At 62.6% G+C, this 19,017-nt stretch carries 16 protein-coding genes, 1 other RNA gene and 1 pseudogene; 8 read left to right on the forward strand and 10 right to left on the reverse strand.

The window, feature by feature from the left end; genetic code table 11:
- Position 1: 1 nt before the first annotated feature.
- The 7 genes from rsmH to EKH55_RS10625 all read right to left on the reverse strand — a co-directional run bounded on the left by rsmH (position 2) and on the right by EKH55_RS10625 (position 5,934).
- Complete coding sequence (gene rsmH / locus EKH55_RS10595; protein ID WP_151611477.1) at positions 2-1,027, reverse strand: 16S rRNA (cytosine(1402)-N(4))-methyltransferase RsmH; 1,026 nt, start codon at positions 1,025-1,027, stop codon at positions 2-4.
- A 14-nt stretch (positions 1,028-1,041) separates the two neighbouring features.
- On the reverse strand, positions 1,042-1,482 hold the full coding sequence (mraZ, locus tag EKH55_RS10600) for a division/cell wall cluster transcriptional repressor MraZ (RefSeq protein ID WP_069461516.1): 441 nt from the start codon (positions 1,480-1,482) through the stop codon (positions 1,042-1,044).
- 426 nt (positions 1,483-1,908) lie between these two features.
- An RNA gene (rnpB, locus tag EKH55_RS10605) (RNase P RNA component class A) lies at positions 1,909-2,309 on the reverse strand.
- A gap of 71 nt (positions 2,310-2,380) precedes the next feature.
- Positions 2,381-3,568, reverse strand: coding sequence for an NAD(P)/FAD-dependent oxidoreductase (locus EKH55_RS10610; protein WP_151611478.1), 1,188 nt, complete (start codon positions 3,566-3,568; stop codon positions 2,381-2,383).
- 145 nt (positions 3,569-3,713) lie between these two features.
- Entirely contained in the window at positions 3,714-4,241 is a 528-nt protein-coding gene (locus EKH55_RS10615; protein WP_069461514.1) for a lytic transglycosylase domain-containing protein, read from the reverse strand.
- Positions 4,242-4,465: 224 nt separating this feature from the next.
- The gene (locus EKH55_RS10620) at positions 4,466-5,230 is read right to left on the reverse strand and encodes an N-acetylmuramoyl-L-alanine amidase (protein WP_151611479.1); all 765 of its coding nucleotides are present in this window, start codon (positions 5,228-5,230) and stop codon (positions 4,466-4,468) included.
- Entirely contained in the window at positions 5,227-5,934 is a 708-nt protein-coding gene (locus tag EKH55_RS10625) for a J domain-containing protein (protein ID WP_069461512.1), read from the reverse strand. Before EKH55_RS10625 ends, EKH55_RS10620 begins: the two co-directional genes overlap by 4 nt.
- A gap of 329 nt (positions 5,935-6,263) precedes the next feature.
- On the opposite strand from EKH55_RS10625, the gene EKH55_RS10630 reads away from it, so the two are divergent.
- Positions 6,264-7,478: a pyrophosphate--fructose-6-phosphate 1-phosphotransferase gene (locus EKH55_RS10630; protein WP_069461511.1), complete on the forward strand. Its 1,215-nt coding sequence runs from the start codon at positions 6,264-6,266 to the stop codon at positions 7,476-7,478.
- A 227-nt stretch (positions 7,479-7,705) separates the two neighbouring features.
- Positions 7,706-8,695, forward strand: coding sequence for a lytic transglycosylase domain-containing protein (locus EKH55_RS10635; protein WP_069461510.1), 990 nt, complete (start codon positions 7,706-7,708; stop codon positions 8,693-8,695).
- 20 nt (positions 8,696-8,715) lie between these two features.
- On the opposite strand, the gene EKH55_RS10640 is transcribed toward EKH55_RS10635, so the two are convergent.
- Positions 8,716-10,095, reverse strand: a complete 1,380-nt coding sequence (locus tag EKH55_RS10640; RefSeq protein WP_151611480.1) for a serine hydrolase domain-containing protein — start codon at positions 10,093-10,095, stop codon at positions 8,716-8,718.
- A 181-nt stretch (positions 10,096-10,276) separates the two neighbouring features.
- Here EKH55_RS10640 and EKH55_RS10645 point away from each other — a divergent pair, with 181 nt between their 5' ends.
- From EKH55_RS10645 to EKH55_RS10670, 6 genes and pseudogenes are all read left to right on the forward strand, one after another.
- Complete coding sequence (locus EKH55_RS10645; protein WP_069461508.1) at positions 10,277-11,527, forward strand: BtaA family protein; 1,251 nt, start codon at positions 10,277-10,279, stop codon at positions 11,525-11,527.
- On the forward strand, positions 11,524-12,192 hold the full coding sequence (locus tag EKH55_RS10650) for a class I SAM-dependent methyltransferase (RefSeq protein ID WP_151611481.1): 669 nt from the start codon (positions 11,524-11,526) through the stop codon (positions 12,190-12,192). Before EKH55_RS10645 ends, EKH55_RS10650 begins: the two co-directional genes overlap by 4 nt.
- A 182-nt stretch (positions 12,193-12,374) precedes the next feature.
- The gene (locus EKH55_RS10655) at positions 12,375-13,160 is read left to right on the forward strand and encodes a glycoside hydrolase family 25 protein (protein WP_151611482.1); all 786 of its coding nucleotides are present in this window, start codon (positions 12,375-12,377) and stop codon (positions 13,158-13,160) included.
- Between the two features lie 148 nt (positions 13,161-13,308).
- Positions 13,309-14,503: pseudogene (locus EKH55_RS10660) on the forward strand (lytic murein transglycosylase).
- A gap of 149 nt (positions 14,504-14,652) precedes the next feature.
- Complete coding sequence (locus EKH55_RS10665) at positions 14,653-15,588, forward strand: DMT family transporter (RefSeq protein ID WP_151611483.1); 936 nt, start codon at positions 14,653-14,655, stop codon at positions 15,586-15,588.
- 933 nt (positions 15,589-16,521) lie between these two features.
- Positions 16,522-16,758, forward strand: coding sequence for a YjiS-like domain-containing protein (locus EKH55_RS10670; RefSeq protein ID WP_069461503.1), 237 nt, complete (start codon positions 16,522-16,524; stop codon positions 16,756-16,758).
- A 222-nt stretch (positions 16,759-16,980) separates the two neighbouring features.
- On the opposite strand, the gene metF is transcribed toward EKH55_RS10670, so the two are convergent.
- Both metF and EKH55_RS10680 read right to left on the reverse strand, forming a co-directional pair.
- Entirely contained in the window at positions 16,981-17,922 is a 942-nt protein-coding gene (gene metF / locus EKH55_RS10675) for a methylenetetrahydrofolate reductase [NAD(P)H] (protein WP_069461502.1), read from the reverse strand.
- A gap of 2 nt (positions 17,923-17,924) precedes the next feature.
- Positions 17,925-18,944: an ArsR/SmtB family transcription factor gene (locus tag EKH55_RS10680; RefSeq protein WP_151611484.1), complete on the reverse strand. Its 1,020-nt coding sequence runs from the start codon at positions 18,942-18,944 to the stop codon at positions 17,925-17,927.
- Positions 18,945-19,017 lie beyond the last annotated feature (73 nt).

The following is a 19,017-nucleotide window of genomic DNA, read 5'->3' on the forward strand; positions in this document are numbered from 1 at the left end:
CTTAGCCCCCTAGCCTTGCAAGGCTCGCCAGTTCCGGAAGATTGAAAATGGACAGATCGCTCCCCGGCGACGGCGCCTCCGTGCGGATGCCGGCCCTGAGCTTGGCAGATCGGGCACGCGGATTGCGGGAGGCTTCGTCATCGCTCGCCGCGATCATAGGCTTGCCGACTGGCGCGAAGGTTGCGGCACGCGCCGCCACCATTGGCAGATGCCGCGAGCCGCCCGCCTTGCCTGCGCGATCCTGAAAGAAGGCCTTGACGATCCTGTCTTCCAGCGAATGGAAAGTGACGACGACGAGACGTCCGCCGGGTTTCAGCACACGCTCGGCGGCAAAGAGTGCGCTGGCAAGTTCACCGAGTTCGTCGTTGACGAAGATGCGTAGCGCCTGGAAGACCCGTGTCGCGGGATGAATCTTGTCCTTGGCCTTGCGCGGCACCACCGTTTCGATCAGGCCCGCAAGGTCGCGCGTCGTCTCGAAAGGCTGTTCGGCGCGGCGCTTCTCGATCGCCCGGGCGATGCGCCCGGCCTGCTTTTCTTCACCGAGGAAGCCGAAGATGCGGATGAGATCGGAAACCTTGCCGCGATTGACGACGTCGGCGGCAGTCACCCCGCTCGCCGACATACGCATGTCGAGCGGCCCTTTTTTCTGGAAGGAGAAGCCGCGCTCGGCCTCGTCGATCTGCATGGACGAGACGCCGATGTCGAGCACAACGCCGTCGAGCCCCCCTTCCGGGGCATGCTCCGCGAGCACGGAAAACCGCGACTGCACAAGCTTGAGCCGTCCGCCGGCGGCCGCGACCAGCGCCTGTCCCGCGGCGATCGCGGTCGGATCGCGGTCGAGCGCAATCACATCCGCACCCGCATCGAGGATCGCAGAGGTGTAGCCGCCCGCGCCGAAGGTGCCGTCGAGAATGACCTTGCCGGGCGCCGCATGGAGCGCTGTCAGCACCTCGGGAAGCATGACGGGAATGTGACGAGCCGGTCCGCCATCGGCTTCAGAAGTCCTGTCGCCTAGATCCGCCACCATTCCGCCTCTCCACATTAACTGGGCCGCAACCCCCGTTGCGTGCGCCCTTCCCGGGCCTCCGCCTGCGCCCTCGCAAACGCCTGCGGCTCCCAGAGCTGAAAATGATCGCCCCGTCCGACGAAAGCCACCTCCGTCGCGATGCCGGTGAAGTCGCGGATGAAATCCGTGATCATCAGCCGGCCCTCCGGGTCGAGCTTCAAGAAGATGCCACCCCCGTGAACGAGCAGCGACATCTGGTTGGCCGCATCCGAAAACGGATCCTCGGCCGCCATCTGCCTCTCGAACCGCTCCAGAAGCTCCGGCCCGCCGACGCTGATCGCCGGGAAGACGAAATCCTGGAAACAATATAACTCCCGCACGCCCGCCTCCGAAAGCACGGCGCGGAAGGCCGAAGGCACGGAGACCCGCCCCTTGGCATCGATCCGGTTCGTAGCATGTGACAAGAAGCGGTTCATGACGCGAAACGGCCGCCTCCGGTTGACGGGCCATCGTCATCGGCCCGCACGAACACACGTCTGCGCGCGCGAAAAACCCCCGCCGGACGCTTACGCATCTGCCTGAACCCTCCGAAGAAGGAGACTTCGAATTTCGCGATGGCGGGCCACGACGCGGCCCTTGCGCAGTACCATTATGGGATAACATGGGACCATATGGGCGTCAATGGGAGAAGGCCGAATTCAGCCTCCTGAATGATCAAATATTGATAGGTTGTTAAGTTTAACAAAGGGTTACGACGACACCCCTAGTCCATTGGAGTCCCGAGCAAATGCGGGTGCCGACAAGCACAGGAACGTGGTCGGAATCGGCTTGCGCCGCGGGCGACCCGAGGCGGGCGCCACGAGTTCCGCGGGCTCTGCGCCCGAAATGACATGGAAGAGAAAATCGCCAGTTGGCCTGTAAGCCGGGTTCTGTATGGCCCCGTCTCCCGCAGGAAACGGAACGTGGCAGCCATTCATCTGGGACTGCGCTTGCGCGCAGCCTCGTGCAACCCACCCGGATGACGGGCCTGGAAACCGGCTGGGCGCTTGCGCGCCCGTGTCATCCCTATTCGGTCTTGCTCCCGGTGGGGTTTGCCGTGCCGTCCATGTCGCCATGTCCGCGGTGGGCTCTTACCCCACCCTTTCACCCTTACTCCGCGAAGCGGAGCGGTTTGCTTTCTGTGGCACTTTCCCTGGGGTCGCCCCCGCCGGACGTTATCCGGCACCGTGTTCCCGTGGAGCCCGGACTTTCCTCACCCCGCGGCCTTTCGGCGCTTGCGGGGCGCGGCTGCCCGGCCAACTGGCAGAGGCTCATTAACCGAGCAAGCCGGCAAGCGCCAGAAAAATCGCGCCTCTCTGCCGCTCGATCGCCGGCTCACTGAAATGCGACGGCGAAATCGGTCTCGTACTCGCTTGCATTCAGACGGCCTTCCATGGCGAGCATTGCGCCAAGCCTGCCGATCTCGTCGGAGCTCTTGGCGGCCTGACCATTGCCGCCCGTCAGAACGGCGACGCGTTCGCTGGCAAAGCCGATATAGGGGTAGCCGTGTCGGGTGAACGACGTGACGCAAGGAGAAAAATGCGTTGAAACCGGCTTGAACCTCGGCATCACTTCGCTGAGCAGCCCGTCCATATGGGAGGCCGCTTCGGCGCTGCCTCCGCTGCGGAACCAGTCCCGGACCGCCGGCTCGCCCGCAAGCACCCGATCGGTCGGGTCGCCGCCGATCTTGATGTAGTGTTTGCCGTCGGCATAGGCAACGGGCGGCAGCAGGTAATAGCTTTTCTCCTGCTCCGGCGCCGCGACGATCAGCGACGGCATGCCTTCGAAACCAGGAAGATCATCTTCGCCGACCTCGGCGAACAAGACGCTGCGCGCCTTGACGTCAAGATCGATCGGCCTCGCCAGCAAGGCCGTCGAAAGCGAAAATCCGCCGGCGGCGACGAGTACGCGCCCCGCCCGGATAGCCCGCCCATCGGCGGTGGCCACGACCACCTGCTCCACCTCTTCCGAGACCGAAACCACTTCGGAGCGGATGATCCGGGCACCCTGTCTTTCCGCTGCCTTGGTCTGGGCGCGAACCAGTGCACGCGGATTGATATATCCTGCGCCGCTTGCCTCGTGGACGCCCGCATGGCCGGCCGCGAAACGGAACCAGGGAAAGCGCTTCGCGAGTGCGCCGCCGCCGATCAGGGGCGCTTCCACGCCCAGCCTGTCGCGGGCGCGCTCGACCTTCTCGAGATAATCGAAATCGCCGCCGGGAGCCGGCGCCGCGATCAAGCAACCGCTCTCGAAATAGAAATCCATCCCGCTCGCATCCGCGATTTCCGGATAACGATCGATCGAGCGGCGGGCAAGACGCGCCCAGACCGGGTCCGCATCGATCGTGCGGGTGATGCGGGCATTGTCGTAGTGGCTGGCGAATACGCCGCCGTGACTTGCCCAGTCCTCGGGCTCGTCAGGTCCGACGAGCGCAACGCTCGCGCCGGCGAGGCTGAGGTGACGCGCCGCCGCCGCTCCCATCATGCCTTTGCCGACCACAACGAAATCAAAGCTTTCCGACATGCATTTCCCCGATCTGCTTGCCTGCGGGAATAGCACGTGGATTTTCTACGGTACACCGGAACGCAAGACCTATCCGGCTACCTCCTGCATCGCGGCCGAACCGAGGCTCCGCATCGCGACGATCTCTTTCAACGTCGTGCGGCGGTCAATCCAGGATCGCCTTGACCTTGCCGCAATAGGCCTTCGAAACAGGATTCATCCGCTTGGCGCCGTGGCCGGCATTGTATTTCAGGATCGTGCCGCAGGTGCTGCCGTCCGAAAGCTCCTGCGCCTTGGCCAGATACAGCATGCCGAACTTAATATTGGTTTCCGGATCGTAGAGCCCTTTGGCAGAGCCGGAATAGCCCATCATGCGCGCGGTGGCGGGCTTGATCTGCATGAGCCCGATCTCGCCGGCGCGGCCCCGTGCCTTTGCATTGAAATTGCTCTCGACCTCCACGACGGCGCGGGCGAGATCGACGGCAACGCCATATTGCTTGGCGTAGGAGTGGATGAGATCGCCATAGTAGGATTTCGGCGAAAGGGAAGGTGTGGGAAATCCTGCGGTCCTGGTAACGGACTTCAGGGATGAGGTCTTGATGGTTCGGTCGACACCCCCTGCATACGACGTACCCATCCCGGCGACGAACATGCCAATGCATGCCGCCACCGCAGCAACAGACGATATTCTCATGTAGTTTGGAGTCTCCGGTCTGCGGATCCGGCCGGACGGCGCACCCCACCGTCGCGACCGGTTTCCCGATCGTTTTTATTTGGCAAGGTCCCGGTCTCTGCCTGCGTCCCCTGCGGTTGACGCGGCGAAAATGACCGCCCCATCATGGTAAACATGTGGCAACGCAAAAAATTTGTGCATAAAGCCATCGAAGGCGCTAATTTAGCGTAATCGAAGTTTGCAACCTATGCGCTGAATTTCGGCAGCGCGGCCAGCAGGCGGTGAAGCGTATCTATGGTGGAAATGTCCGCGATCCCATCCACCCGGGATTGCCGGAAATGCCTTTGGAAAGCGGCCACTACGCCTTCGGTGCGCTCGCAGAAATTGCCCGTGACTTCAATGCCATAGCCGTAAAGCGAGAGCATGGACTGCAGCGCCTCCACCGGCTGCCCGTGATCGCCGCGCTGGAAGAAGCGTCCGCCGCCCACCGGCGCCGGTTCGACCCAGTGACCGACCCCCTGTCGAAAGAGCGCATTCCAGGGGAATTTTTCTCCCGGGTCGACCTTGCGAATCGGCGCCACATCGCTATGGGCAAGCACCCTTTCGGGGGCAATTTGCCAGCGCTCGCCACAATCTCGACACAAATCGACGACGGCCGCGATCTGCGCCGCCGGGAAATCCGGCAGCCCGCCCAGATGGCCTGGATTGGCGATCTCGATACCGATGGAGCAGGAATTAATGTCGGCCTCGCCCTTCCACAGGCTCTTGCCGGCATGCCAGGCACGACGATCTTCCGCCACGAGCTGGTCGACGCGCCCGTCCTCATGCACGAAATAGTGACAGGAGACCTGGCTTTCCTCGCGACAGAGCCAGTCCAGCGCCGAGACCGCTGTTTCCATGCCGGTATAATGGAGAAGGATCATATCCGGCCCGCGCCCGCCCGCGCGCTCCCCATGATTGGGTGACGGCACGAAACGGGCACCGGCGAAGTCGCAGCGCGTCGATGTCATGCGGCGCGGCGTTCTCTCTCGATCGCTTCGTAGGCCGCGTTCAGCGCGGCCATACGATCCGTTGCAATGGCATGAAACTCCTCCGGCACGCCGCGCGCAACCAGCATGTCCGGGTGGTTCTCGGAAACGAGCACGCGATAGCGCTTGCGGATCTCGGCGAAATCGTCCTTCGGCGAGACGCCGAGTACCTGGTAGGGATCGCGTCCTTCGGCATGGACATGACGCGCCATGATGCGTTGGAACCGCGCCTCGTCCATCCTGAAGATTTCGGCGACGCGCAGCAGAAATGCGAATTCCTTCTCATGCACGACGCCATCGGACGCGGCGATATGGAACAGTCCGTCGACGATGTCCTCGAGAATCGGGCAATTGCGCTCGCAGGAGGCGCAAAGCGAGGCCATCTTCTCCGCATAGGCCTCGAAGCCCGCCACGTCCTGGCGCGCGAGATTATACAGCCTGGCGACGTTCTTCGCCTGGTCCGCCGGGAATTTGAAGATATCCCGGAAAGCCGCGACCTCGGCCTCGCTCACAATGCCGTCTGCCTTTGCCATCTTCGCCGAAAGGGCGATCATGGCGACCGAGAAGGCAACCCTGCGGCGCGTTTCCGGATCGCCCTCGAAGAGGGTTCTGACCGCCTCGACCACCCCTGCAAGCGCATTGCCGGTGGCCGTGACGATTTTGAGGAGGCTGTCCCAAACTGTCATGAGTGCGATTGTTCCCTGTCCACCACCGAGCATGGCCAGATGCGGTGGCAAATTGCAAGCGGCTGTCCGCGCGAAACGTCATGGATTGACGAATTTGTGATGGCCCCTCAATAAATCAATTGGCCGTGAATCGCAATTGAATTCGCACGGCGACACGACGGGGGCATCCTCGAATTTCCCGCTAGGCGCCAGGCCATGGGAGCGATCCACAGTCCTGTCATTTTATTTCCATCCGATTTGCGCTAGATCACAGGGATCATTGAGCATGGCAGCGTTCCGGGAACGCTTACCGTCGTGCGGTCCCGTCGCCCAAATCCCGAGGAGGAATCATGGCCAAGAAGAAAGTCGCAATGCTGACGGCGGGCGGGCTCGCGCCCTGCCTTTCATCCGCCGTCGGCGGCCTGATCGAGCGCTATACGGACATCGCGCCCGACTACGAGCTCGTGGCCTATCGTTCCGGTTACCAGGGGCTGCTTTTGGCCGACCGCATCGAGATCACGAAGGAGATGCGGGAAAAGGCCCATCTTCTCCATCGCCACGGCGGTTCTCCCATCGGCAACAGCCGTGTGAAGCTCACCAATGCCGCCGACTGCGTCAAACGCGGTCTGGTCAAGGAAGGCGACAACCCGCTTCGCATCGCCGCCGACAGGCTCGCAGCCGACGGCATCAGCATTCTGCACACGATCGGTGGCGACGACACCAACACCACGGCAGCCGATCTTGCCGCCTATCTCGGCGCCAATGGTTACGACCTCACCGTGGTCGGCCTGCCGAAGACCGTCGACAATGACGTGGTGCCGATTCGCCAGACGCTCGGCGCCTGGACGGCGGCCGAATACGGCGCGCGCTTCTTCGACCATGTCAGCAACGAGCAGAGCGCCGCCCCGCGCACCCTCGTCGTCCACGAGGTGATGGGCCGCCATTGCGGTTGGCTGACCGCGGCGACGGCACGCGCCTATATGCAACTGTCCGGCAGCAAGGACTATGTCGACGGCTTCATGATGAACGAGCAGTTGAAGAACATCGACGGCCTCTACCTGCCGGAGATGAAGTTCGACCTCGAATCGGAGGCCGCGCGCCTGCGCGACATCATGGACCGGGCCGGCTTCGTGACGCTGTTCGTCAGCGAAGGTGCCTGCCTCGATGCGATCGTTGCCGAACGCGAGGCGGCCGGCGAGACGGTCAAGCGCGATGCTTTCGGCCATGTGAAGATCGACACCATCAATGTCGGCAACTGGTTCTCAAAGCAGTTCGCCGCCCTCCTCGGCGCCGAACGCGCGATGGTGCAGAAATCCGGCTACTATGCCCGCTCCGCACCCGCCAATGGCGACGACCTGCGCCTCATACAGAGCATGGTCGACCTTGCGGTCGAAAGTGCGCTCAACAAGGTTTCCGGCGTCACGGGCCACGACGAGGACCAGGGCGGCCGCCTGCGCACGATCGAATTCCCCCGCATCAAGGGGGGCAAGCATTTCGACACGTCGGCGAAATGGTTCGGCGAGGTGATGGACACCATCGGCCAGAAATGGCAGGCGGCAGACTGAGGTCGCGCAACGGTTAGCGATGCCCTCTCCTCGGGTTTAACCCGAGGAGAGGGCATTCCTCACGCGACACCGGCGGATCATCCACTCATTGGAGTTCGAACGACGGTGTGAAATCGCCGCGCTGCTTGCCGCAGTGGACGGCATGGGTTAAGGGAGATTGAAGCACAGCGGACGGCAGCCGCTGATTTGCAAGGGGCTACGGGGCCCAGAAGCACGAAAGTGACAGCATGGCGAAGATCCGTATCTCCCTTTCGAAACAGGCGCTTGCGGCCTCTGCACTGGTTTCCATCGGAATTGCCTCCGGGTGCTCGACCGTCGAGCGGACCTCACTTGAAGAACTGACCGCCGTGCAGACGGTCACACCCATCCCGAAGCCAGGAACGGAGATGACGGCCTATGCGCTGCCGGCACCGGTCGGTGCAACGGCCGACGCATCCGCCACACTTGCGGCCGAGGCAGCGACCTCGACCACCGCGACGGAGGCCGCGGTAGCTGAAGCCGGCGCTGTATCGTCACCGGATGCGACGCTTGCCTTCGCCGCGCCGCAGACAACCGCGGTTCCGAACGCACGGCCCGCCCAGGCCATCCAGGTGGCCATGGCAGAGACTGGCGCGGCGCCCCTGTCGCCGGAAGTGACCGCCGCCGCCGACTCGGCGAGCGAACCGGCCGTCCCGCTGCTCGGCATTGCCGCCGCAATGGAATCGGATTTCGACACCGGCGAACCGGTCGGCCTCGAAACTCTCGTTGCCAAGCGCATGATCGTGCCGACCGAGCGGCCAAAGAGCGGCGTCATCGGTTCTGCGGTCGATGCCGTCGCCAAGGCCATTCCTGGCTCGCTGAAGCTCACCCGGACACCGACGAGTTCCCGACCCGAGCTCGACCGGCTGATCGAGTACTACGCCGAACTCAACGGCCTTCCGGTCGAACTCGTGCATCGTGTGGTCAAGCGCGAGAGCAATTACAATCCACGCGCCTACAGCCGCGGCAATTACGGGTTGATGCAGATCCGCTACAACACCGCCAAGGGGCTTGGCTATGAGGGCCCCGCCGAGGGCCTGTTCGACGCGGAGACCAATCTCAAATACGCGACCAGATATCTGCGCGGTGCCTGGATGGTTGCCGACAATCAGCACGACGGTGCCGTGCGCCTCTATGCCAGTGGCTACTACTATCATGCCAAGCGCAAGGGTATGCTCGACGAACTCGGGCTGCAGTAAATCCCCGACCCCGGCCGCGCTCAATCGAGCGCATCGATGACTTTGGCGTTCAGCGCCTGCACATTATAACCGTCGCGCCAGGGCGTGAGGCCGAGCCGGACGACGGCGAGGCGAAGAGAGGGAACGAGCATGATGGCTTGCCCGTCATGCCCAAGCATCCAGAAGCTGTCCGCCGGGAACCCGCCCGTCCCGGCCCTTATGCCATTCGCCGTGAGCCAGACCTGGCCCGAGCCGTAATCGCCGCCGGAGGCTGCGGAAGGTTTGCGCATGAAGTCGACGTAGCCCTCCGGCAGAAGCGCCCTCCCCTTCCAGCGCCCGTCGTCGAGCAGGAACTGCGCAATGCGTGCCCAATCCTGCGCCGTCGCATACATGTAGGACGAGCCGACGAAGGTGCCGCTTTGATCCGCCTCCATCACCGCGCTCGTCATGCCGAGAGGTTCGAACAAAGCCAAGCGAGGATAGGCGAGCGCGGCGGCCGGATCGTCGAAGCTCCTCATCCAGAGCCGGGACAAAATGTTGCTGGTGCCGCTCGAATAGCTGAACTTCGTGCCGGCCGCCGCTGCGAGCGGTTTCGATGCGGCGAAACCGGCCATGTCGCTTTCGAGGAAGAGCATGCGCGTCACATCGGTGACATCGCCGTAGTCCTCGTTGAAGGCCAGACCGCTTTGCATCCCCAGGAGATCCGAAAGCTTGATTGCGGCGCGTTCGTCGCGATCCCATTCGGCCAGGAGACGGTCCTGCTCTAAATCCATCCGCCCCTCGGCAATGCGCATGCCGACCAGCGCCGCCGTGACCGATTTCGTCATCGACCAGCCGAGCAAGGGGGTGTCGCGATCAATGCCGGGGCCGTAGCGCTCCGCCACAAGGCGGCCATCGCGAATGACCGCGATGGCGCGCATGCCGGGACCTGCCAATTCGGGATCCTCGAGAAAGGTCTGGATCGTTGGGTCGATCTCCGCCCGCCCCCCCTCCGGCCATTCCGCTTCGGGATCGCCGGCTTCGGGATCGCCGACCGCAGCCTTCGACCCCGCGTTTCCGCCAGCCGCCGGATTTGCGAAAGCCTCGGCGACGCCATTGCCGGTGTTCATGCAGCCGAGCCCCGGCCGATGGACCGCACGGCCGGGCGCGGCGAACCCGAATATGCGCGCGGTCACGCGCTGCTCGTGATGATCGACGGATATGCTGACGAACTTCAGCAAGGGATGGCCGGGGGCCTGGACATCCACCGCGAGCACCTCTTGTGGGTCGCGCCCGGCGAGAAAGACATTGGAGCAGACGATCTTGGCGGCGTATCCATCGCCGACCTTCAGAAGCTCCGGCGGATAGAGCGCCAGCCAGCCGGCGGCGGCTGCCGGTGCCGCAACGGCCAAGGCTCCGAACTTCTTCGACAAACCTCGCATGATCACTCCTGTTCCCCATGAGGAAACCAGAATTGCCGGAAAAGAGAAAGCCCCATAGGCAGGTCGTCCCGGATTTGCCGCGCGTCTCCGAGAAGGTCATGCACAGACTGCGCGCGCCCGTCATCAAAGTGTAGTCGAGTCATTTTAGAAGCGGCTCAGTTTCAACTTGGATGGCAGCAAGATGACGGACCTCGCACCCGATGCCGGCTTCGGCAGGAAGAACACGAAGCTGAAGAGCGCGCTCCTCCAGCATAAGACCTTCTCCTTGGCAGGCCTTTCAGAGCGACTGTTCGGGGTGCTCTTTTCGGGCCTGGTCTATCCCCAGATCTGGGAGGATCCGATCGTCGACATGGAAGCGATGCAGATCCGCTCCGGACACCGGATCGTGACAATCGGCTCCGGCGGCTGCAACGTGCTGACCTATCTTTCCGCCTGCCCGGCCCGCATCGACGTGGTCGACCTCAATCGTCATCATATCGCACTCAACCGGCTGAAGCTCGCGGCCTTCCGCCACCTGCCGAGCCACAAGGACGTGGTGCGGTTCCTCGCATCCACCGGCATGCGCACGAACGGCGACGCATTCGACCTCTTCATCGCGCCGAAGCTCGACGCCGCCAGCCGCGCCTATTGGACCGGCCGCGACATCACGGGGCGCCGCCGCATCAGCGTTTTCGGCCGCAATATCTATCGCACCGGCCTGCTCGGCCGCTTCATCGCCGCCAGCCATCTCCTCGCACGGCTGCATGGCATCGATCCGGAGGATTTCGTCCGGGCGCGCTCGATGCGCGAACAGCGGCAATTCTTCGACGACAAGCTCGCGCCACTCTTCGAGCGCCCGGTCATCCGCTGGTTGACCAGCCGCAAGAGCTCGCTGTTCGGCCTCGGCATTCCGCCGCAGCAGTTCGACGAGCTCGCCAGCCTCAGCGACGAGAGGTCGCTCGCGGCCGTGCTCCGTCACCGCCTCGAAAAGCTGACCTGCCATTTCCCGCTGCGTGAAAACTACTTTGCCTGGCAAGCCTTCGCCCGGCGTTACCCGCTGCCGCACGAGGGCGATCTGCCTCCTTATCTGCAGGGCTCGAAATACGAAACGATCCGCAATCATGCGGATCGCGTTGCCGTCCACCACGAAAGCTTCACCGAACTGCTCGCCCGCAAGCCTGCCGCCTCGGTCGACCGATACGTGCTGCTCGACGCCCAGGACTGGATGAGCGACCGGCAATTGAACGACCTCTGGAGCGAGATCACCCGCACGGCCGATGCCGGCGCGCTGGTGATCTTCCGCACGGCGGCGGAAGCCAGCATCCTGCCGGGCCGGCTTTCGGCCGCACTGCTCGAACAGTGGGACTACGATGCGGAAACCTCCATGCGGCTCGGTTCGCAGGACCGCTCGGCCATCTATGGCGGTTTCCATATCTACCGAAAGAGAGCATGAGTGCCGTGCAAGAAGCGGAAAACAACCATGCGCGGCTCATGGACCGGATGTACCGCTATCAGCGCTACATCTATGACTTCACCCGCAAATACTATCTCTTCGGGCGCGACACGCTGATCCGTGACCTTCAGGCGCCACCCGGCGCCTCTGTGCTGGAGATCGGTTGCGGCACCGGCCGAAACCTCGCCATGATCGGCGAACTCTATCCGGAGGCACGTCTGTTCGGGCTCGATATCTCCGCCGAGATGCTGGTGACCGCCAGGTCAAAGCTCAAGCGGCACGGCCGCCCGGATGCGGTGCTGCGCGTCGCCGACGCCACGCATTTCCATGCCGCCTCCTTTGGCGAAAAGAGCTTCGACCGAATCGTCATCTCCTATGCGCTGTCGATGATCCCTGCATGGGAAAAGGCGATCGAGGCGGCGATCGAGGCGCTCAGCCCGGGCGGCTCCCTGCACATCGCCGATTTCGGCCAACAGGAAGGTTGGCCCGGTGGCTTCCGCCGCCTGCTGCAGGCGTGGCTGAGGCGCTTCCATGTTTCGCCGCGCGACACGCTCTTCGACGTCATACGCGAGAAAGCGGATATTCGCGGGGCGACGCTCGAACTCAAATCGATCGGCAGGGGCTATGCCTGGCTCGCCGTCTATCGCCGGCCCGCCACAGATTGAACTCGAGCGCGCTCGTCCAAACAGACGCGCAGAGTTGGCCGCGCGCCGCAATTCCTGCTTGAGCTAACGCAATTTTTACGATGATATGGTGAAAAGGAGGCAAGCCTCCCCGGGGGACATCGCACAGACATGGAAACCATCGCGTGAGGCAGGATCGTCGTTCGTCTCCAAATGGAACCCTCATGCGCCGGATTCTCCTGGCTCTGTTGCCAATCGCGTCCCTTCTTTCCGCCTGCTCGTCCACCGATTACGACCTGGTGAAGACGGCTTCCATCCCGCCACGCTTCCACGATACCGATCCCCAGGATTTCGGCGACCGTACCCCGCACCATCACAGCATCCACGGCATCGACATCTCCAAGTGGAACGGCAATATTGACTGGGTGAAGGTCAAGAATTCCGGCGTTTCCTTCGCCTTCATCAAGGCCACCGAGGGCAAGGACAGGCTCGACGCTCGCTTCCACGAATACTGGCAGCAGGCACGCGCCGTCGGTCTCGCCTACGCGCCCTATCATTTCTACTATTTCTGCTCGTCCGCCGATGCGCAGGCCGACTGGTTCATCGCCAATGTGCCGAAGAGCGCTGTCCATCTGCCGCCCGTGCTCGACGTCGAATGGAACGGCGAATCGAAGACCTGCCGCTATCGACCGGCCCCGGAAACTGTGCGCTCCGAAATGAAGCGGTTCATGGACCGACTGGAAACCCATTACGGCAAGCGGCCGATCATCTACACCTCGGTCGATTTTCACCGGGACAATCTGGTCGGCGCCTTCAACGACTATCATTTCTGGGTACGCTCCGTCGCAAAGCACCCGAAAGACATCTATGTCGACCGTCGATGGGCATTCTGGCAATACACCAGCACCGGCGTCATTCCGGGCATTGACGGCCAGACGGACATCAATGCCTTCGCCGGGTCGACCAGGAACTGGCAGAAATGGGTCGCCGCCGTCTCGCAAGCGCGATAGCCGCAAGACTGGTTTAAATCCGCTCGTCTTGCCGCCACATTTCTTCATTCGGTCATAATGCTCTGGAAGAGCGTCGGCGGATTTTCCCAGTGGACAGCATTGCAGCCGGTTGCCCGATAGAACCCGGCCGGACATGGAAAGGATCAAGATGCGCAAGGCCCTTCTCTCCCTCGGACTGCTCGCTCTTGCCAGCACCACAGCAGCGGCACAAACCCAGACTGCCGCGCCGGTCGCCTGCGGCGGTGATCTCCAGACCTTCCTGGAGGGCGTCAAGGCCGAGGCGATCGCCCGGGGCGTTCCCGCCGAGGCCGCCGACCATGCGCTTGCGGGTGCCGCCATCGACCAGAAGGTATTAAGCCGCGACCGCGCCCAGAGCGTCTTCAAACAATCCTTCACGGAGTTTTCCAAGCGCACCGTCAGCAAGTCGCGCCTCGATATCGGCGCCAAAAAAATGCGCGAGTATGCCGAGATTTTTGCCCGCGCCGAACAGGAATTCGGCGTGCCGGCGCCGGTGATAACCGCCTTCTGGGCGATGGAAACGGATTTCGGCGCCGTTCAGGGCGATTTCAACGCGCAATGCCCTGGTGACGCTCGCCCATGACTGCCGCCGCCCGGAGATGTTCCGGCCGCAGCTTCTCGCCGCGATCGAGATGGCCCAGCACGGCGACCTCGATCCCGCGACGACCACCGGCGCCTGGGCCGGCGAGATCGGTCAGGTTCAAATGCTGCCGGAGGACATCATCGCCTATGGCGTCGATGGTGACGGCGACCACCATGTCGATGTGAAAAAGAGCGCGCCGGACGCGATCCTGACGGCGGCGAAATTCATTCAGAGTCTCGGTTTCAAGGCGGGCCAGCCCTGGATCCAGGAAGTGACCGTCCCCGCCCAGCTTCCCTGGGAGAAAACGGGGCTGCAGTCGGGCATGACCGCGGGCGACTGGTTCGCCCTCGGCGTCACCCCACGCGACGGCAACACCGCCAACAGCGCGCTCGAAGCATCGCTGGTGCTGCCGCAGGGCCACAAGGGCGTCGCCTTACTGACCTATCCGAACTTCAACATCTATCTCGAGTGGAACCAATCCTTCATCTACACGACGTCGGCCGCCTATTTCGCCAGCCGCCTCGCTGGGGCACCGCCCTATCAGCCAGGCAATCCGGAGCCGGGGCTCGGCGACGCGGAAATGAAGGCGCTGCAGGAAAAGCTGCAGGCGCTCGGGCACGATGTCGGCAAGATCGACGGAATTCTCGGTTCCGGCACCCGCACCGCCCTGCAAAAGGAGCAATTGAAGCGCGGGCTCCCGGCAGACGGCTGGGCAACGTCCGCTGTGTTGAGCGCGCTCTGACGAGCTAACGAAGCGCTATTCTTGATTCTCGCAGGAAGCGGGTGGCAACGCCCGCTTTCTTCCATTATTGCTTGCACGAATCCGATTTTCCGGAACTCGGGATAAGCACTGCTTCCCCAAGTCCGCCGAGCACCGATGGCAGACAACCCATGCAATATGTTCAGACCGGAAAGACGCAGATGAGCCTGCGCCTGTGGGCGCTGTTGATGCTGCTCGGCGTGATCTGGGGCGGCTCGTTCTTCTTCGCTCGCGTGGCCGTCCTCCATGTGCCGCCCTTCACCCTCGTGCTCGCGCGCGTCGCTCTCGCCGCTCTTGCATTGCATGTCTATCTTCGCGGCCGCCACGGCCTCTACCCGGCACTCACCGCGCGTTGGCGCGAATTCCTCGTGATGGGGCTCATCAACAACGCTATCCCGCACGCCTTCATCTTTCTCGGCCAGATCCATATCGGCGCCGGCCTCGCGGCAATCCTCAACGCGACAACGCCGGTCTGGACGGTGCTGATCGCCAACATCGCGACCGAAGACGAAAAGCTGAGTGCCGCGAAAATCAACGGCTGTCTGCTTGGCCTTGCCGGCACGATCGTGCTCATCGGGCCGAACGCTCTGTCGGACCTCTTCGGCCGCGCGAGCGACATTCCCCTCTGGGCGCTCGTGCTACCGGTTCTGGCGGCGGTGAGCTATGGCCTTTCCGCCACCTACGGCAAGCGCTTCCGCGACCTGACGCCGACCGTCACCGCAGCGGGACAACTGACGGCCTCCACGGTCCTCATGCTGCCGGTCGCCGCCTTTACCGATATGCCATGGACCTTGCCGTTGCCGCCGATCACGGCCATGGGAGCAATCCTCGCTCTCGCGCTGGTCTCGACCGCCTATGCCTACATTCTCTTCTTCCGGATCATGGCGGAGGCGGGCGCCACCAATACATCGCTGGTGACCCTGCTGGTGCCGCCAAGCGCGATCCTGCTCGGCTATCTCTTCCTTGGAGAAAGGCTGCAGGCGATCGACTTCGCCGGCATGGCCCTGATCGCGGCCGGCCTGGCGGTTCTCGACGGGCGCATCCTGAGACGCCGCCGCCCGGTCTGAAGATTCGCAAAGATCGACCTGCCGGCGTGTTCACGCGCCGTTACAGCCGTTCATATTAACTCCCGCGCAGTAAATATGAAAAAAATGTGGCACGAAAATTCTTGTTTTGTACCAATGAGTTAGTCCTGTGCATATGTGCGACCGGTTCACCTGTTTTCGCGCTGCAGCACAAGATTTGCTTTGAACTGCCGCTCTTTCGCCCTATGTTTTACCCGTCAACGCAGGGAGGATCATCCTATGGGACTTACACATTCGTTGAATGTCCTCATGATCAGTGCAGCGTTCGCGTTTGTGGCCGTTATGCTCTTCGTCTGAAGCAGGGCCGCTGAAAGTCCAAAAAGGAAGAGGGACTTAAGTTTCCGGAATTAGAATCGCAGCAAATCCGGGGAGGCAGGCCGCTCCAGGAGCACCCGGCCTAGAGAGCTGTAACAGGACCGAAGCCCATGGACGTGGATGCGTTCATGGGCTTTCGCAATCAGGCGGCGGCGCCATCGCCAGCGCATCGGCGTGGATCCGAAAGCCCATAGCGTCCTTTGCGCGAAAGGACGCTCGGCAGCCAACGATGTTGCCCTCTTGCCACAGAGCCCGATGATGCCTGCAATTCGCAATTGCAGAGACTTGCCGAACGGCAAATCTCATGTAAGATACACACACTCGCAATTCAATCAGAGGAGGCGTGAGATGGATACTGTTGTCGTGTTTGTGCGCCTCTCTTGCGGAGCGATTCTGCCGTCGATGCATCATAAATCGACCGGAAGCCGATTTACATCCAAAGGACTGTAATCCTTGGATTTCCGCTGAAGCGGCATCTTTCCCATTTGACCTGACGTGACCGTCTGACGGAGCGATGTCTCGCGACTTCCGCTGCCGCATCGGCGCGTCCCTTCACCATCGAGAGGACCCGGCAGCGTTACCGCGTCGGGACGGAACACCATGCGCGATTCACAATTATTGATTGCAAATACTCTTACGGCCACGGTTGATGACCTGTGCCAGCAATTCGGCGTCTGGAAGACTGCGCGTGCATTGGCGCGCGCCGCCTGGCGGCAGCGCCAGACCACGAGCCATGTCTCCCACCTGTCGAATCGCATGCGCCGGGACATCGGCCTGCCGGAAAGCGACGATACGCCCGAGCAAATCGGTTCTTTCCTGTGGGACATCAGGATTTGAGGCCGGGCAACAACGGGAGGCCACGACGGTTGGAAGAGCCCGATTGTCGTGGCCGGCATACATATATGGAGCGTCAGGCCCTGCGGGAAGAAAACCGCAGGCTCTTCCCCAATACAGCGCCGCGCGTCTTATCAGACGCGCAAAGGTCGCTGTAGCACTTTGGATTGCTGCATGTCTTTGTCCTTAAATCGAGTTTGAATAAAGGAGACATGCAGTAGTCTTTCAGCGCGCTCCTGCGGCCGTCTTGATCGAGCCGACGGCCATTTCCCGGGCGTTCACCGGCGAACGGACATAACCGAGGAGTTCGCACACGGCGATGACGAGAGGGGAGCGGTTCATGGTGTAGATGTGAAAGTCGCGCACGCCGCGCCGAACGAGATCGACGATCTGCTCGGCGGCGATGTGACTTGCCTCCCGGAACCTCTCCTCCGGCTGGTCATCGAGATGCGCGAGCCGCGAGGTGATCGCATCTGGCACCGTCGAGCCGCAAAGCCCGGCGAATTTCATCACCTGCGATAGATTGTTGATCGGCAGGATACCCGGGACGACCGGGACTTCAATGCCGGCACGCCGCACCTGATCGAGGTAGCGCTCGAAATCGTCATTGTCGAAGAAGAACTGCGTGATCGCCCGCGTCGCGCCGTTGTCGACCTTTCGCTTCAACATGTCGATGTCGGCCGCAGCATCACGACTTTCCGGATGTTTTTCCGGATAGGCGGACACCGAAATCTCGAAATCGCCGCGCGCACGCAGCGCCTTGACGAGCGCCGCAGCGTTCTCGTATCCGCCCGGAAACGGCTGGTAAGCGCTGCCGACGCCTCCCTGCGGATCGCCCCGCAATGCCACAAAATGGCGGACGCCGCAGGCGACGAACTCTTCGATGATTGCATCGACCTCGGGCTGGGGCGCGCCGACGCAGGTCAGATGCGCGGCCGTGTTGCTGAGTCCCATCTCGCCGATCATGCGCCTGACCGTCGTCAGGGAGCGGGCTTTTGTCGAACCGCCGGCGCCGTAGGTCACGGTCTGGAAGGCCGGGGCGAAGGCCGAAAGATCCGCCACCGTTTGAAAGAGCTGCGCTTCCATTTCTTCGTTCTTCGGCGGGAAATATTCGAACGAGAGGCTGATCTCGGCGCGCTCGCTCGGATGAAGCGTCGTTCTTTCCATGCTCAAATTCCCCCCGCCTGAAGACGCTGGCGCATATCGGCGATGTTGCTGGCAACGCGCTGGTCGCGCGCGAGCCAGATGGTGACCGTCAGTTTCCTCTCATCGGCGCCCTCGGGCGCGAGATCGGTCGTCTTCTCGAGCGCGAGACCGGCCCGCTGCAGCCAATCGGTCATCGTCTGGTGCGAAAAGCCGAGCCGCGCATGCGCATGCTCGTCGCGCAGATATTCGAGCCCATGCGGGGCAAAATCGATGATGACGAGGCGGCCGGCGGGCATGAGCATGCGCGCGGCCTCCGCGATCGCCGCCTCGGGCTCCGCCAGATAATGCAGCACCTGATGGATCGTCACGAGATCGAAGGATTGATCGTCGAGCGGCAGGTTGAAGATGTCGCCATGGCGGATCGACGCCTTGGTGATGCCGGCCTTGTCGAGGTTGGAGCGGGCCACCGCCAGCATGTCGCGGCTGGCATCGACACCGATCCCGCGCCGGTAGATGCCTTCGAAGAGTTGCAGGATACGGCCGGTGCCGGTTCCGAGATCGAGCAGGCTGTCAACGGGTTCGTCGCCGACCATTGCCTTCAGTGCCGCCTCGACATCGCCTTCGCTCACGTGCAGACGCCTCAGTTCGTCCCATTCGGCGGCGTTGCGGCTGAAATAGGCCTGCGCCTTTTCCGCGCGCGCCTTCTTCAATGCCACAAGCCGCATCTCGTCGCGCGCGAGAACGGCATCATCGGCAGCGGCCGCCGACAGCAATCCGCGCACAAGCGCCACGCGGCCACCTTCCTGGCGCAGCCGGAAATAGGCCCAGGCGCCTTCCTGATAGCGATCGATCAGGGCGACTTCGCCGAGGAGTTTCAGGTGCCTCGAGATGCGGGGTTGCGACTGGCCGAGAATTTCGGTCAAGTCGGTTACGGTGAGATCGCTGGCGGCAAGCAACGCCAACAGGCGCATGCGCGTCGGCTCCCCCGCCGCCTTCAAGACGTCGACCAGCGCATCCAAGCCAAGTGTGTCACGATCAACCATCGCCTTCCCCATCAACACATAAAGATATCTTTATGTGAATTACGGATGGCACGCAAGCGAATTTGCGCAGGAA

Origin of the sequence: Sinorhizobium alkalisoli (genome assembly GCF_008932245.1) — a bacterium.
In the GTDB taxonomy this organism is placed as follows: domain Bacteria; phylum Pseudomonadota; class Alphaproteobacteria; order Rhizobiales; family Rhizobiaceae; genus Sinorhizobium; species Sinorhizobium alkalisoli.

Excerpts from the sequence above, each read along its gene's own strand:
- EKH55_RS10645 (WP_069461508.1), top strand. The coding sequence starts at position 10,277 with ATGACGGACCTCGCACCCGATGCCGGCTTCGGCAGGAAGAACACGAAG.
- EKH55_RS10650 (WP_151611481.1), top strand. The coding sequence starts at position 11,524 with ATGAGTGCCGTGCAAGAAGCGGAAAACAACCATGCGCGGCTCATGGAC.
- EKH55_RS10615 (WP_069461514.1), bottom strand. The coding sequence starts at position 4,241 with ATGAGAATATCGTCTGTTGCTGCGGTGGCGGCATGCATTGGCATGTTC.
- EKH55_RS10620 (WP_151611479.1), bottom strand. The coding sequence starts at position 5,230 with ATGACATCGACGCGCTGCGACTTCGCCGGTGCCCGTTTCGTGCCGTCA.
- EKH55_RS10630 (WP_069461511.1), top strand. The coding sequence starts at position 6,264 with ATGGCCAAGAAGAAAGTCGCAATGCTGACGGCGGGCGGGCTCGCGCCC.
- rsmH (WP_151611477.1), bottom strand. The coding sequence starts at position 1,027 with ATGGTGGCGGATCTAGGCGACAGGACTTCTGAAGCCGATGGCGGACCG.
- EKH55_RS10680 (WP_151611484.1), bottom strand. The coding sequence starts at position 18,944 with ATGGTTGATCGTGACACACTTGGCTTGGATGCGCTGGTCGACGTCTTG.
- EKH55_RS10670 (WP_069461503.1), top strand. The coding sequence starts at position 16,522 with ATGCGCGATTCACAATTATTGATTGCAAATACTCTTACGGCCACGGTT.
- EKH55_RS10655 (WP_151611482.1), top strand. The coding sequence starts at position 12,375 with ATGCGCCGGATTCTCCTGGCTCTGTTGCCAATCGCGTCCCTTCTTTCC.
- mraZ (WP_069461516.1), bottom strand. The coding sequence starts at position 1,482 with ATGAACCGCTTCTTGTCACATGCTACGAACCGGATCGATGCCAAGGGG.
- metF (WP_069461502.1), bottom strand. The coding sequence starts at position 17,922 with ATGGAAAGAACGACGCTTCATCCGAGCGAGCGCGCCGAGATCAGCCTC.
- EKH55_RS10635 (WP_069461510.1), top strand. The coding sequence starts at position 7,706 with ATGGCGAAGATCCGTATCTCCCTTTCGAAACAGGCGCTTGCGGCCTCT.
- EKH55_RS10665 (WP_151611483.1), top strand. The coding sequence starts at position 14,653 with ATGCAATATGTTCAGACCGGAAAGACGCAGATGAGCCTGCGCCTGTGG.
- EKH55_RS10625 (WP_069461512.1), bottom strand. The coding sequence starts at position 5,934 with ATGACAGTTTGGGACAGCCTCCTCAAAATCGTCACGGCCACCGGCAAT.
- EKH55_RS10640 (WP_151611480.1), bottom strand. The coding sequence starts at position 10,095 with ATGCGAGGTTTGTCGAAGAAGTTCGGAGCCTTGGCCGTTGCGGCACCG.
- EKH55_RS10610 (WP_151611478.1), bottom strand. The coding sequence starts at position 3,568 with ATGTCGGAAAGCTTTGATTTCGTTGTGGTCGGCAAAGGCATGATGGGA.